This is a genomic window from Nonomuraea basaltis (assembly GCF_005893125.1).
In the GTDB taxonomy this organism is placed as follows: Bacteria; Actinomycetota; Actinomycetes; order Streptosporangiales; family Streptosporangiaceae; genus Nonomuraea; species Nonomuraea basaltis.
In genome coordinates this window covers 30,314-44,233 of sequence record NZ_VCJS01000105.1, presented here as the reverse complement: position 1 = coordinate 44,233, position 13,920 = coordinate 30,314, and the positions used below count along the sequence as shown (strand labels likewise).

Here is a 13,920-nt window from a genome sequence, read left to right as displayed (position 1 = left end):
CCGCTCATTCGCGTCAAAGACAGCGACGAGGAAGTCGATGAAAGGCGCGGCTCCGTCAACGACAACGAATCCGTTAACGGTGTTCTCACCCCGGGGTTCGGGATCTTGCTTAGTCATCTCCATGCCGGGAGGCTAGAGATAATTGCGGTCAGTTTCCTACCGCAATAGCGGCCCAGGACGCCCTGCCGGGTCCAGCTCGTTGGCTTGGACCGTCTCTCTAGCGGCCAGCTTGGCCCGGTCCGGACCGCTGCCGGTGTCCAGGCCGGCCCAGCGCCCCCTCATCCTGCGGAGCACACTCATCGTCCCACCGCAAGCCCAAGAGCGCTGCTTCTTCTCACCGACATCGTTTCCCGCGCTGAACGATCGCTGTCGCAGCTGACCGACAGACGCTGTCGTTACTCGCCTACGTAACCATACTTGCCGACGAGCTCGATCAGACAACCCATCCGTGATCCCTCCTGGGCATGATGCCTCGACTCCGGCGAACTCCCCGTGTTTTCAGGTCTCACCAACCGAACTTGCGTGTGTTCCGATGAATGTCCTTCAGTCCGGCTGAACTCACTGCGGACAGGTCGTTAAGCCACGTCAGGCAAGTAGGCTGGCCGCGACTGATTCTTCCGGCATCCGACGAACGAGTGATCTCGTCGTTCCGGCTGGTTCATGAGGAGCCAGGAGACCAAGCCGGTGGTGGCGGCCACGGCGAATGACGCGTCTGATCACAAGAACGTCGAAACATGATCGACGCCCGGAAGTCGTGACCAGGTCCGCGACGGCGGAGTGAGCGTGGAGAGCGCCCCTGCTCGGCTCTCCACGCTCTGGTGCCGGTCAGGTCCAGTTCCGCAGCTCTGCTCTGCCGATCGTGCAGCCGGCGGGAACCTTCAGGATCAGCTGGTACGTGTGGGGGCGGACTGCCAGGTTCCCGATGAAGAAGTTCTTGTACCCGTAGCTGGTGAAGCTGCCGGAACGCACCCGCTTGCCGCTGTAGGAGTCGTACAACCACCACCAGCCGGCGCACACCGGCGTGGTCCAGATCCGTGCCCAGACCCACCCCGCCGAGTTGTGCGGATTGATGCCCGGTTTGGTGGAGCACTCGACGAAGGGGATCGAGCCGATACAGCCAACGGCCGTGTCATAGTCCGCGTACGCCGGCGAGGCGAGCGGCACGGTCATCGCGCCGGCCACCGCGGTGGCCATGAGGATCCTGGTCAACCAACGTTTCATTGCCACTGGGACGACTCCTTCTGGAGGGACATGCCGATCAAGGGCCGACGGTATGAAGCAGCGGTACATTTGCGGTACAACACCCACCGTCATCCGCTCTTGACAGCGCGCCACGCGACACAGGATTCTGCGTGTCGTCCGGACCAGATCGGCGCGGGGGACATCAAGTGGAATTCCAGGTCTTAGGGCCTTTGCTGGTCACCGACAACGGTGAGCCGGTGTACGTCCGCACGGGGCACAAGCCGCGACTGCTGCTGGCCCTGCTGCTGGCACGGGCGGGGCAGAGCGTCTCGACGGACTCGCTCGTCGCCTCCATCTGGGGCGATCAGCCGCCGCCCTCCGCGCGCCGCAACCTTCAGCAATACGTCCATCACATCCGCCGCGTGCTGGGCGCCGAACGCCTGCCCGGCCGCGCAGTGGGATACGCCGTCATCACCGGGAACGAGCTCGACGCCACCCGATTCCGCGAGCTGGCCGCAGCCGGCAGCGAGGCGCTGGCCGCGGGCGACGTCGTCGTGGCCGGCCGCCGCCTGCGCGAGGCGCTACTGCTGTAGCGCGGCCCCGCCTTCGTGGAGTTCCTCGACTGCGCGGAGATCGCCGAGGAGGCGGCGCGGCTGGAGCAGGCGCGGCTGGGCGCTCAGGAGCGGTGGGCGGAGGCGGAGCTGGCCCTGGGCCGGCACGCGGAGCTCGTCGCCGAGCTGCATGATCTGGTCCGCGCGCACCCGTACCGCGAGGAGCTGCGCGGGCACCTCATGCTCGCCCTGTATCGCGGCGGCCGCCAGGCCGAGGCGCTGGCGACCTACCGGGAGACCCGCGCCATGCTGGACGCGGAGTTCGGCGTCGAGCCGGGCGCGCCGCTGCAGCGGCTGCACGAGGCGATGCTGCGCGGCGAGGAGGCGCTGGCCGCGGCCCAGCCGTCGCGGCTGGTCCCGCGCCAGCTCTCGGCCGGCATCGGCGACTTCACTGGGCGGGCCCACGAGGTGGGCGTGCTGGGCGAGCTGCTGCGGACAGCCGGCGCGGCCCGCGCGGTCGTGGTCTGCGCCATCGCCGGGATGGGCGGCGTCGGCAAGACCACCCTTGCCGTGCACGCGGCGCACGAGCTGGCCGAAGCGTTCCTCGACGGCCAGCTCCAGGTCAACCTGCGCGGCATCGACGCTCCCCTGGATCCTGCTGAGGTGTTGGAGCGTTTCCTGCGGGTGCTCGGCGTCGACGGCTCCAGCGTGCCCGAGGGGGTGGAGGAACGCGCCGCGATGTACCGTACCCGCCTGGCCGGCAAGCGGATGCTCATCCTGCTCGACAACGCAGCAGGCGAGCAGCAGGTGCGCCCGCTGCTGCCGGGCACCCCCGGCTGCGCGGTGCTGATCACCAGCCGGGTGCGACTGGCGGGTTTGGAGGGCGCTCACCATCTCGACCTGGCCGTCCTGGAGCCGGACCAGGCTCTGGGCCTGCTCGCCCACGTGGTGGGGGCCGAGCGCCTGGCTCTGGATCCCGCGGCGGCGGCCGAGATCGCGCGCCTGTGCGGCCACCTGCCGCTCGGGATCAGGATCGCCGGGGCGCGGCTCGCCGCGCACCCGCTCTGGCCACTGGGCAGGATGGCGCGCCTCCTGGACGACGAGCGCCGCCGCCTGGACGAGCTGAACGTCGGCGACCTCGGAGTACGGGCTTCACTGGGCCTCAGCTACGAAGGGCTCGCCACCGGCGCCAGACGGCTCTACCGGCTGCTCGGAACACTCACGACCCCGGATTTCGCCGGCTGGGCAGCGGCCGCTCTGCTCGACGCCGGCCACGAGCAGACGGACGCGCATTTGGCGGCGCTGGTCGAGGCCAGGCTCCTCGACGACGCCGGCATCGACGCCACCGGCCAGCCCCGCTACCGCTTCCACGACCTGGTCCGCCTGCACGCCAAGGAACGCGCGGACGAGGAGGAGCCCCCCGGCGCGGCACGGGCGGCCGTGATCCGCGCGCTCGCCACCTGGCTCGGACTGGCCGAACAGGCCGACAGGCGACTGCCCGGCAGGATCTTCGAGCCCCGTCGCGGTGACGCGCCACGGCGATTGCCGCCGCCCGAGCTGACCGGCGGCCTGCTCGCCGAACCTCTCGCCTGGTTCTCAGCCGAACGGGCGGCCCTGCGCGCTGCCGTACAGCAGGCGGCCGGGCTCGATCTCGCCGGCCTGTGCTGGGAACTGGCCAACGCCGCCGTCAACTTCCACGACCTCAGCGACCACTACGACGACTGGGAGTCCGCCACCCGAACCGGGCTGACCACCTGCGAGCGGAGCGGTGACCGGCGCGGTCAGGCCGTCATGCTGCGTAACCTCGCCCAGTGGAGCCGGTTCAGCCCGGTCAACGCCGACGCCATGGCGCTGGAAGAGGCCCATGCGGCGCTGCGGCCCTTCCGCGAGCTGGGTGACCTGACCGGCGAGGTCGACGCGCTCGTCCTCATCAGCGGGGCGCACCTGGCCCTCGGCGACCCCGCGCAGGCGATGGAGGCAGGGGCGGAGGCCGGCGCCAAGGCCCGTGCCCACGGCTACGCGCTGGGCCAGGCCGAAGCGGGCTACCTAATGGGGTTCTGCCATCGGGTGCTGACCCAGTTCGAGCAGGCCGGCGAGGAACTGGAGCGCGGGATGCGGCTCGCGGCCGGGGCGGGCCTCACACACCAGCTCGCCAGGCTGCTGGCCCTGCTCGGCGTCGTCCGGCGCGAGCAGGGACGGTACGCCGAGGCGCAGGAGCACCTGGCCGGCGGCATCGCGCTCGCCAGGCAACTGGGCAACCGGGCAGGCGAGATCAACCTCCAGGTCAACCTCGGCATCACCCACCTGGCCTCCTCCGATCCCCGGGCCCGCCAGGTGCTGGAGACCAGCCTGAGCCTGGCGCGCCGGGGAAACTCCACCTTCGACGAGGCGCTGTCCCTGCGCGGCCTGGGCGAGCTGGAACTGCGCGAGGGGCGGTACGACGCGGCCCGAGAGAACACCTCTGCCGCCCTGGCCATGTGGCGCGACCTCGGCAGTCCGTACCAGGAGGCGCAGAGCCTGAAGATCCTCGGGCAGGTCCATGCCGCGGCGGGCCGCCCCCAGGCGGCTGGCGCCGCGTGGACGAATGCCGTGGCCCTGTTCCAGAAGATCGGCAACGAGGCCGAAACGGCGGCGGTCACCGCGCTCCTCGCGAAGCGACCCCCATAGCCCGCCGCGAAGAGGGTCACGCCCCCGAGTGCAGGAACGCCGCCCAGGCCGACGGCTGCCCCGGCAGGGCCGCGCGCATGCGGCGGGTGGCCGTGTGCAGCGCGAGCGCGCCGGGGATCCGAACCGGCGACTCGATGGTCATGCGGACCTCGCGATGGAAGTCGGCGGCCATCGCCGCCGCGACGTGGTCGCCGATCTCCCACAGCGTGGCCACGGCCTGGGCGTAGCCGGCCAGCTGGAAGGCGGAGGCCAGGTGGATCGCCTCGTCGGCCAGCCTGGCGCCGCCGCGTGCGGTCGCGCAGGCCGAGAGGTAGGCCAGTTCGGCGTCGTCGAGGTCGAGCCGGCTGATCTCGGTGACGCTCAGAGGCCCGTCGTGCAGCAGCAGGCGGCTCGCCGACGGGTCGTACGGGTCACTGCCGGCATGACAGGCGAAATGCGCGACGGTCGCCTCGGGCAGCGCGGCCAGCACGGCGGCGCGCGACGCCTGCGCGCCGATCAGCATGAGGCCCCGGAGCCCGGTGGTGACCTCGACGGCCTCGCCCGCCGTCTCCGGCAGCGCGGCATGGCCGGGGGTCTGCGGCATGGCCACGGTCAAGCCGGCGCGGCGGGCCGGCACGGGACGGGAACGGCTGTGCAGCAGGGCCCGCAGGGTCGGCGTGTACGAGGACACCACCCGATCGAGGACCGACGCGCCCGCGATCGCGTGATGCCCGGCAGCGTGCAGCGGAAGGGAGTTGAGCGGCCCCGTCGGCGACCACCACAGCCGGGGCCACACCCCGTCCTCGGGCGGCCCGGTGAGACCCAGCTCCGTCAGCACCGGCTCGGCCAGCACGTCCCACAACCAGCCGAGGGTGTCGAGCAGCACCTGCTGTGCCTGCCCGCCCAGCGGACCGGGACCGGCCTGCACGGTGGCGATCGCGGCGTGGAACGCCCCGGCCTGCTCGATGAGCTCGGCGGCCCGCAGGCCCGGCAGCGGCACCAGGCGCACGCCGTCGGCGCACAGGGCCAGCGCGTCGCAGCGGCGCGGATTGACGTTGACGGTCACCACCGGCCCTTCAGCGGCGACTGGCCCCAGGTCGGGCATGCCTAGCGGCAGCGGCATCAGGAACCGCCCGAACTCGGGCAGAGCCTGGATCCGGCCGGCCAGCCCGCTCCATTCCCCGGCCAGGTCACGCAGGCGCGCGAATTCCTCCGGCGTCGGCTCATGGCCTGGATCGGAGGCCACTGCGCGCATCCGCTCGCGCAGGGCGACGAAACGCTCGGCCAGATCGGAGTCGGCCGCCCGCAGATTCGCCAGCTCCCTGCGGGCGTTGATCGCGCTGGAGAGCAGCAGCGCGCGGCCATCCTCGAGCGCTTCGAGTGCCGCCGGCACGTCGCTTTGGGCGATCGCGGACACGGCCTCGTCCGAGGACATGCGGGCCAGGCCGCTCGGCCGCAGGTCGTCCTCGTCCGGGGAGACCATCCCCGCCGCCATGGCCCGGATCCGCGCCGCCGCCCCCCACGCCACCATGAGCCGCGCGGCCTGTCCGGGATCCGCAGAGACGACGCGGCGGGCCAGGCCGGCGGCCTCCTGATAGGCCGTTTCGTCGTAAGCGAGTTGGTACTGCTGGAACAGCGTGTGGGCGAGGGTCTTCAGCGTCGCCGTGTGCTCCGGGTGCCCCTCCGGCAGCCCGGCGAGCCGCTCGCGGTTGCGTTTCAGGGTGTCCTCGATCAGTGCGAGGGACTCGAACGGGGACAGCAGCGCGTTGCTCATCGCGGACATGTCGGCCACTGTGCTGGCGGACAGGTGGAGCGTGCTCATCAACGACGGCAACGTCTCCATCGTCTGGGAGAGCAGGGCGATCATCTCCTCGGCCTGCCCGGGCCCGCTCGGCTCGCCGGGGCGGGACCGTAGCAGGGCCAGCCGCGTCATGGTCTGGTGCACCATCAGCGCGGAGCGTTCGGGACTGTCGTCCGGCAGCTCCCGCAGCACGCGTTCGTGCAGTCCGAGAAGTTCGTCGAGACTCGCCGTGTCCACGGGCGCCTGCGGCGACTCGTCCTGGGCGAAGATTCGCGTCAGCATCGCGTCGAGCCGATCGTCGGGGGCCAGGTGACGGGATCGCCGTTGTACCAGCTCGAGCGCCATTTCATCCAGGTCGGTGCCGGAGGGATCGCGCAGGAAACTCGCCATGAGGTCCATGAGCTGCGCGAAGTGGCCTTGCCCGTCGGACGGGGCGATGCCGATCAGCCGGGTGGCGACGGCGAACCAGTTGTCGGGTTCGTCCGAGGCGTCGCCGCTGGTGGCCGGGATCGTCCGCCGGAACAGGTCGGTCAGTTCGGTCATGCGGCGCCGCGCCTCCGGGCTGAGAGCGACGGTGGGGGCGGGGGCCGGCTTCGGCGTCCGCATCAGCTCGGCCCTGGCCAGCAGCCGCAGCCGGGCGCGCCGCTCGGCGGTGTGCTCGGGCGTATCCCGTACGGCTCTGCCCAGGGCGGCGACGGCCTCGTCGAGTACGGCGGGATCGGCCTCGCCCGTGATGTCCATCCGGAGCAGCAGAGAGGAGCCCAGGTCGGTGAGGACCTGCGGAAGGTCCTCGGCCGCCCCCGTCGCCGTCGCCACGGCGAGCCGGAACAGGTCGATGGCCTCGGCCAGCATGGCCGTGTCCCGGGACGCGATGGCCTTGGCCCGCACCGCCAGGGCCAGGCCGTTGGCGCAGCGGGCGTGGTTCCAGTGCTCCCGTGGAGTGTTCTGGAACGACTGCCTGAGCACCGCGACGGCCTCGTCGATGTTCGGCGGCTCGGGGCTCTCCTCTTCCGGGACCAGCGAGTCGTTCAGCAGGAGCGCGTACCCGAGATTGCACAGGACCGGCGCGTGGGAGGGGTGTTCGGGCGGAAGGTCGTGGGCGGCCCGGCGCAGCAGCACGACCGCCGTCTCGCCGTCGAGGCGGCGCTGGAACCGCGTGAAACGTTCGAGGAGGAACATAGCGAGGTTCGACAGCGCCTCGGCGAACGCGTGCGCCCGCTCTTCCCCCACCGGCTCGTCCGTGCCGAACGCTTCGGCGAACGAGGCCCGCACCTGGCCGGGCAGGGCGTCCGGCTCGGCCAGATAGATGGGCGTCAGCAGGACCACCGCCCGGCCCCACGCCTCCTGGCCCGGTGCGCCAGGCAGGACCGCCGCGCGCAGCCAGTGCAGCAGGCCGACCGCGTGCAGCACCTCCTGGTCCGCGCCCTCCGGCGTGGCGAGGAATTCGAGCAGCCGCTCGGCCTCGGCCAGGGCCTCGGGGTCGAGGACGCCGGCGGCGTCGCGGGTCCCGGACACTGAGGCGAGCCGGGCGCGGAGGGCGCTGAGCAGTTGGTCACGCATCGTCGCCTCGCAATCAGGTGGCTTTTCTGAACCTCTCGCTGACCGTCTTTCCGCGTCCCGGCCGGATCGGCCGGGTCTCGTCGTCGAACCGCTCCAGCAGGTCGTCCAGGTAGACGTCCACGGTGGCCTCGATCAGCTCGGCGTACACCTCGGCGGCCACCCTCGCCCGCCGCCACGCGACAAGCCCGGCGCACAGCCCGATGACCGCGCTCGGCCACCACACCACGCCGAGCGCCGCATGCAGCGCGGCCCACCCGCCCAGGGCGGTCGCCTCGTCGAAACGCTGCCTGCTCTCTGTGAGCGGCTCGCGCGCCGAGTCGGGCAGCAGCAGCCACAGCCGCGGCCAAGCGGCGGTCAGGTCCACGCCGTACTGCTTACGCACCCTCGTCGCGGGAGCGTGCAACCGGTCGCCGATCCAGGTCGGCCGGCGTGGCTCGGTGAGCGCGACCGCGTTCCTGGCCTCGGCGAGCTCGCCGAGACGGCCGTGCTCGCCCTCGTCCTCGGCGTCCCGGTACTTCTGCCTGAGCTTGTTCCAGGCCCGCTTCCGCCGCTCGGTGAGCGCCCTCGCCAGCGGGCGCGCGAAGACCGGCCACCGCCCGGCCAGCAGGTGCTCGACGGGCGTGCCGAGTGCTCGCGCGACGAATCCGGCCGCCGCCGACACGGCGAGCAGGGCGGCCAGCAGCACCGCGGTCCGCGCCAGGTCGGCCTGCTGCGGGCCGCCGAGCAACCTGGTGAACTCGATCGACTTGCGCCACAGCAGCCCGGTGTCCGCCCAGCTCCGGTGCCCGAGCACCACCGCCGTCGTGGCGACGGCCGTGAACACCAGTCCGGGCAGTACGAGCAGCGCGACCCACCGCTCCGCGACCTTTTTGCCGAGTTCGGCGAGGAAGCCCGTCATGCCGCGATCTCAGCCCCCGGCCATGAAACGCAGGGCCTGCTCGTGGATCTCGCAGTTGGGCAGTTCGGCGTCGGCTTCGCGGCGTTCGACGCGGTTGCAGGTGCCCATGGGGCACACGTAGCCGCCGACGACCGGGCTTCGCTCGGAGTCCAGCGGCGTGGGCAGCCTGGAGCGGGTGGATTCGCGCTCCTCCGGCTCGGGTGTGGCCCCGATGCCCAGCTGGGTCAGGAGCCGGTCGATCGGCTCGCCGCGACGGGCGGCCCGCAACGTCTTCGCCACGACTGCGCGGCGCTCGCTCGACGCGGGGCCGCGCAGCAGTGTGCGTAATTGCGGCAGGGCGGCGCAGAACACGGCCAGCGCCTCCTGGTCAGGCTCCGCCGTCACGGTTCCCCTCCCGATGAGACCCCTCGACTGTGAGAAAGATCATAACCGGGCGGGGCAGCGGATCTGGACCGCTTTCTCTTAAGGCCCGCACCTAGCCTGTTTCCCCAGGTTGCCGCCAGTGATGACCCTCTCGAAGACGTTCGGTGAGTGCCCAACACTAGTGGTGGGGCAGATCGTCGTAGGCCGTCGCCTACCGCGATGTCGCACCCGTCTAGTCTGAGACGGGTTGCGGAAGGGGGCGTGCATGCGGGTTGCGGTGCTTGGTCCGGTCCAGGTGTACGCCGACGACGGCACCCCGATCGACCTGGGCGGCCCCAGACTCCGGCGCCTGCTCGCGCGCCTGGCCCTCTCGGCGGGGCAGGTCGTGCAGGCGGAGTCGCTGGTCGACGCCCTGTGGGGAGAGCACCCGCCCGCGGGGGCCCCCAACGCGCTGCGCGCCCTGGTGTACCGGCTGCGCAAGGCCCTGGGCAGCCTGGCGATCGAGTCCGTGGCCACCGGCTACCGGTTGCAGGCCAAGGACGTGGATGTCAACCGGTTCGAGGAGCTCGCCGTCCGCGCTCGCCGGGAGCTCGCCGCTGACCGTCCGGACGTGGCCGCCGCGCTCCTCGATGACGCGCTCGCGCTGTGGCAGGGCCCGGCGCTGGCGGACGTGCTCGACGCCCCCTTCGCCGCCACAGCCGCCACCCGGCTGGAGGAACTGCGCATCGCAGCGGCGCAGGACCGGTTCGAGGCCGGGCTGCGGCTGGGCCGGCACGCCGACATCCTCCCCGACCTGGAGGCGGTCTGCGCCGCGAACCCTCTGCGTGAACGACTGGCCGCCCTGCACATGCGCGCTCTCCACGCCGCAGGTCGGCAGTCGGACGCCCTGCGCGTGTTCGAGCGGATCCGGGGCACCCTCGCCGACCAGCTCGGCATCGACCCCTCCGAAGAGCTGCGGAGCGCCCATCTGGCGGTGCTGCGCGGTGAGCGCGAGGCGCCGAGGGCACGCGCGGAGCCGGAGCCCGGCTGGCTGCCCGCGCCGCTGACCAGCTTCGTCGGCCGCGACGACGAGCTCAAGACGCTCGGCGGGCTGCTGGAGAGCTCCCGCCTGGTGACCGTCGTCGGCCCAGGCGGCACCGGCAAGACCAGGCTCGCTGTGGAAACCGCCTCCCGTCACCGCACCCACCGCCGTGGCCGCGTCTGGCTCGTTTCCCTATCCGGGACCGACGTATCCGGGACCGACGTCTTGGCCGAGGCCGTTCTGGGCGCGCTGAGCTCCCCGGGCGCGTGGCCGCTCGGCGGGGGGTCGGCGGATCCGGTGACTCGGGTGGCCGAGCTGCTCGGCGGCACCGAGGCCGTCCTGGTGCTGGACAACTGCGAGCATCTCGTGGCGGAGGCCGCCGAGTTCGCCGGCCGGTTGCTGGAGCGGCAGCCGTACCTGACGATTCTGTCGACCAGCAGGGAGCCCCTCGGCATCATCGGCGAGGCGCTCTACCGGCTCGGCCCGCTGCCTCAGCCGGCCGCCGTCCGGCTCTTCACCGACCGCGCGACGGCGGTACGGCCCGGCGTAGCGCTGGACGAGAAGACGGTCACCGACATCGTGCGGCGCCTCGACGGGCTGCCCCTCGCCCTGGAATTGGCCGCCGCCCGGCTGCGCACCATGGAGGCCGATCAGATCGCCCGGCGGCTTGACGACCGGTTCCGCCTCCTGGCTTCAGGTAATCGAAGCGCCCAGCCCCGTCAGCGAACCCTGCACGCCGTCATCGAATGGAGCTGGGATCTCCTGACCGACCAGGAAAGGACCCTCGCCCGCCGTATCGCGATATTTCCCGCACGAACGGGCGCCGCCGCCATCGAAGCGATCTGCTCAGACCAGACGTTGCCGCCGGGGGACATCGCCTATGTGCTCGACTCCCTGGTCGACAAGTCCATCGTGGAGCGGACCGGGAGCGGCTACCGGATGCTGGAGACCATCCGCGCCTACGCCGGGGGAAAGCTCGACCTCGCCGACGAACGGGACACGACGCGGGCTCGGTTCACGCGACACTTCGCCGACCTCGCCGAGGATCACGAACCGCTGCTGCGCTCCCACGAGCAGGAGGCGTCGCTGCGGGTGTTCGACACCGAATACGACAACATCGTCCACGCGCTGCGTACGGCCATCGACGAGGACGACGCCATGACCGCGGCGCGGATCCTCGCCGCGCTGTACTGGTACTGGACGATGGTGCGCTACGAACCGCGCAGCGAGGCGTTCGTCGCCCGGGTGCTGGAATTCGGCGACGTGCTTTCCCCTGACGCCCGCGCCGCCTTCGACATCATGCACGCGCTGGGGGACGACGCGCCGGACGTCACCCCCGACCGGGCGAAGGCACTCATCGAGGAGGGCGCGCGCACTGGCGCGCTGGAGCGCTATCCCACGGTGTTGCTGGCGACGCTCGTCATCGGACACCTCACCCGCCAGGACGACCTGGTCGAACGCGAGACGGCCAGGGCGCGCAGCCGCTCCGACTCTTGGGTCATCGCCTGCACCTTCTTCATGGAGGCGATGATCGGTCATGAGCGCGGCGACTGGGAAGCCGCCGCGACGGCGCTGGACATGGCGCACCACCTGCTGGAAAGGACCGGCGACCGGCTGTTGACGGCCATCGTCCTGACCCAGGTGGCACGAGCGCGCTCCGTTCGTGGTGACCACGACGGCGCGATCGCCCTCTACGAGCACAGCATCGCGCTGACCTCCCATCATGAGATCACTCATCGCATCGCCCTCGCGCAGGAACGGATGCGGGCGGGAGATCTGGCCGGTGCCAGGCGAGACCTCGAGATCGCCGAGCGGGCGGCCTGGGAGAAGGGGCGTCAGCCGCAGCAGATTGAGGTCATGGCCGCTCTGGTCGAGCTCTACCGGCGCTCCGGCGATGTGGAGCGGGCCGACCGAGAACTCGACCGCATCGAGCGGATCGCACAGGAGAGCCCTTTTCTCCCGACCGCCAACGCGCTCGACGGCTTCGTGCTCCCCGCCCGGATGGCGAACCGGCTGACGGCCCGAGACGCGAAGCGGGCCCGCGACCTCCTTCCCGACGTCGTCCGGACAGCGGCCGGGCAGCACGACCTGGCCGCCGCCGCTCAGCGGCTGGCCACGTTGCTCTCCCTCGAGGGAGACCCGGGCGGCGCCGCCACCACGCTCGGCATGAGCCAGGCGATCCGTGGCGCCTTCGACCACGGAGACCCCGAGGTCCGCGAGCTCGCCGCCGCCTTGAGCGTACGGCTCGGCCCGGCCGTGTACGACGCGGCGTACCAAAGGGGCACGCGGCTACCCCGGCAGGAAGCCATCGACCGGCTGGCAGGCGCGGTGACTTCGGCAGTTTGAAGGGGCGCCGGTTGCCGCTTACAGAACCAGCGCGGTCTGTCACGCGTCTATCACCCGTACGTCACGGGCGCACCCCATCGTGTGAAGCGAAATCCCGTCCACAAGGAGTGCACCATGACCGATTCCACGAACGCCAGGCGCGAAGACGTACAGAAGGCGCTGGAGCGTGCGGTGGCCGAGTACGGCACGCCCGGCGTCGTCGCCGAGATTCAGGACGAGAACGGAGCCTGGTTCGGCTCGGCCGGAGTGGCCGACCTGGGCACCGGCCGCCGCCGCGAACCCGGGGAGCAGTTCAACGTCGGCAGCGCCGCCAAGGCGTTCACCGCCGCCGCGATGCTGACGCTGGAGGCCGAGGGCAGGCTGAGCCTCGCCGACACCGTGGAGGAGTGGCTGCCCGGCGTGGTGCGAGGCAACGGCAACGACGGCCGTCAGATCACCATCGGGCAGCTGCTCACCCACACCAGCGGCCTGGGGATCACCGGGCTGAGTGCCGAGATCGCGCGCAAGTATCACACCCGGCCCGGGTTCGCCGCGCATCGCTACGACGTCTGGACCGTCGAGCAGCTGCTGAAGCTCCAGATGGCCATTCCGCCGTTGTACGCACCGGGTGCGGACTTCGCCTACAGCAACGGCGGCTACCACCTCGTCGGGGCGATCATCGAGAAGGCGACAGGGCGTAGCTACGAGGACGAGGTCGACAGAACGGTCGTCCAGCCGCTCGGACTGACCGGCACCTACGCGCGACCCTTCGCCGAGCAGCGGGTCCGGGGACCGCACGCCAGGATCTATACGAGACAGTTCTTCAAGGACGGCATCGACCCGGACAGCCTCACGCCCGACAACTACGAGTCACTCTTGGAAGGCCCCGATTCCGATCCGGTCGACGTCACCGACAGGACCACCTGGGGATGGGCCGCCGGCGGCGCCGTCTCGACCACCAGCGACATGCTCCGGTTCACCAACGCGATGATCACCGGCTCGCTATTGCCGCCCGCGCAGCATCGCACGATGTGGAGCACGGTCCCCACCAGGGACTGGATGCCCAACACCCGCTACGGCACCGGCGTGAGCCAATGGACGCTGGCCAACGGCCGCACCCTCCACATCGTGGCTGGCTTGGAGCTGGGCACCGCCAGTTTCACCATGGGCACCCCCGACGCCCGACGCCTGGTCTCCATGAACATCAACTGCGACTGGAACTGGTACCCGGTCTGCAACCAGGTCGCCGAGGCGGCGTTCGGCTCGCCCTTCCTCCCGCCTCAGTAGCGCCTGCTGACATCACCCGGACATGGCGGCGGCGCGCCGCCTGTCCGGGCGATCCGCCGGCGCACGCAGTATGGCCAGGCCGACGTCTGGGCACCGCCCAGCTCCCTCGCACCCGCGGGCTCCGCACTGACCATGCCCTGCACCGCGTCGGCGAACAACGCGTCGAACTCGGCCACGCGAAGCGGCTGCTCGGCAGTGGGCAAGGTGCAGGCGGAGGGGGCCGTCCCAGGTCAGGGGCGATGTCTTGTGTTATACCTCGACGGCAAACCTGTACCCAGGTACCGAA

At 71.2% G+C, this 13,920-nt stretch carries 9 protein-coding genes and 1 pseudogene; 5 read left to right on the top strand and 5 right to left on the bottom strand.

Annotated features, from left to right (window positions below):
- Positions 1 to 825 precede the first annotated feature (825 nt).
- Positions 826 to 1,221: a hypothetical protein gene (locus EJK15_RS38170; RefSeq protein WP_138715343.1), complete on the bottom strand. Its 396-nt coding sequence runs from the start codon at positions 1,219 to 1,221 to the stop codon at positions 826 to 828.
- A gap of 167 nt (positions 1,222 to 1,388) precedes the next feature.
- On the opposite strand from EJK15_RS38170, the gene EJK15_RS38165 reads away from it, so the two are divergent.
- From EJK15_RS38165 to EJK15_RS38160, 3 genes and pseudogenes are all read left to right on the top strand, one after another.
- Positions 1,389 to 1,775 carry an AfsR/SARP family transcriptional regulator gene (locus EJK15_RS38165; RefSeq protein ID WP_171074762.1) on the top strand — a complete coding sequence of 129 codons (387 nt, stop codon included), beginning with the start codon at positions 1,389 to 1,391 and terminating at the stop codon, positions 1,773 to 1,775.
- 12 nt (positions 1,776 to 1,787) lie between these two features.
- Positions 1,788 to 2,093 (top strand): annotated as a pseudogene (locus tag EJK15_RS77225) (AfsR/SARP family transcriptional regulator); the annotation flags it as partial.
- Between the two features lie 6 nt (positions 2,094 to 2,099).
- Positions 2,100 to 4,400: an ATP-binding protein gene (locus EJK15_RS38160; protein WP_338089909.1), complete on the top strand. Its 2,301-nt coding sequence runs from the start codon at positions 2,100 to 2,102 to the stop codon at positions 4,398 to 4,400.
- A gap of 16 nt (positions 4,401 to 4,416) precedes the next feature.
- Here the strand turns inward: EJK15_RS38160 and EJK15_RS38155 are convergent, their stop codons facing one another.
- From EJK15_RS38155 to EJK15_RS38145, 3 genes are read right to left on the bottom strand one after another with little or no spacing between them, the layout of a single operon-like run.
- The gene (locus EJK15_RS38155; protein ID WP_138715340.1) at positions 4,417 to 7,740 is read right to left on the bottom strand and encodes a CHAT domain-containing tetratricopeptide repeat protein; all 3,324 of its coding nucleotides are present in this window, start codon (positions 7,738 to 7,740) and stop codon (positions 4,417 to 4,419) included.
- Between the two features lie 13 nt (positions 7,741 to 7,753).
- Positions 7,754 to 8,638, bottom strand: a complete 885-nt coding sequence (locus tag EJK15_RS38150; protein ID WP_138715339.1) for a hypothetical protein — start codon at positions 8,636 to 8,638, stop codon at positions 7,754 to 7,756.
- 9 nt (positions 8,639 to 8,647) lie between these two features.
- The gene (locus tag EJK15_RS38145; RefSeq protein ID WP_138715338.1) at positions 8,648 to 9,022 is read right to left on the bottom strand and encodes a hypothetical protein; all 375 of its coding nucleotides are present in this window, start codon (positions 9,020 to 9,022) and stop codon (positions 8,648 to 8,650) included.
- A 244-nt stretch (positions 9,023 to 9,266) separates the two neighbouring features.
- On the opposite strand from EJK15_RS38145, the gene EJK15_RS38140 reads away from it, so the two are divergent.
- Both EJK15_RS38140 and EJK15_RS38135 read left to right on the top strand, forming a co-directional pair.
- A complete protein-coding gene (locus EJK15_RS38140) occupies positions 9,267 to 12,368 on the top strand; it encodes an AfsR/SARP family transcriptional regulator (RefSeq protein WP_138715337.1) in 3,102 nt (1,033 codons plus the stop codon).
- A gap of 114 nt (positions 12,369 to 12,482) precedes the next feature.
- Positions 12,483 to 13,634 carry a serine hydrolase domain-containing protein gene (locus EJK15_RS38135; protein WP_138715336.1) on the top strand — a complete coding sequence of 384 codons (1,152 nt, stop codon included), beginning with the start codon at positions 12,483 to 12,485 and terminating at the stop codon, positions 13,632 to 13,634.
- On the opposite strand, the gene EJK15_RS38130 is transcribed toward EJK15_RS38135, so the two are convergent.
- A complete protein-coding gene (locus EJK15_RS38130; protein WP_171074756.1) occupies positions 13,628 to 13,810 on the bottom strand; it encodes a hypothetical protein in 183 nt (60 codons plus the stop codon). The genes EJK15_RS38135 and EJK15_RS38130 overlap by 7 nt on opposite strands.
- Positions 13,811 to 13,920 lie beyond the last annotated feature (110 nt).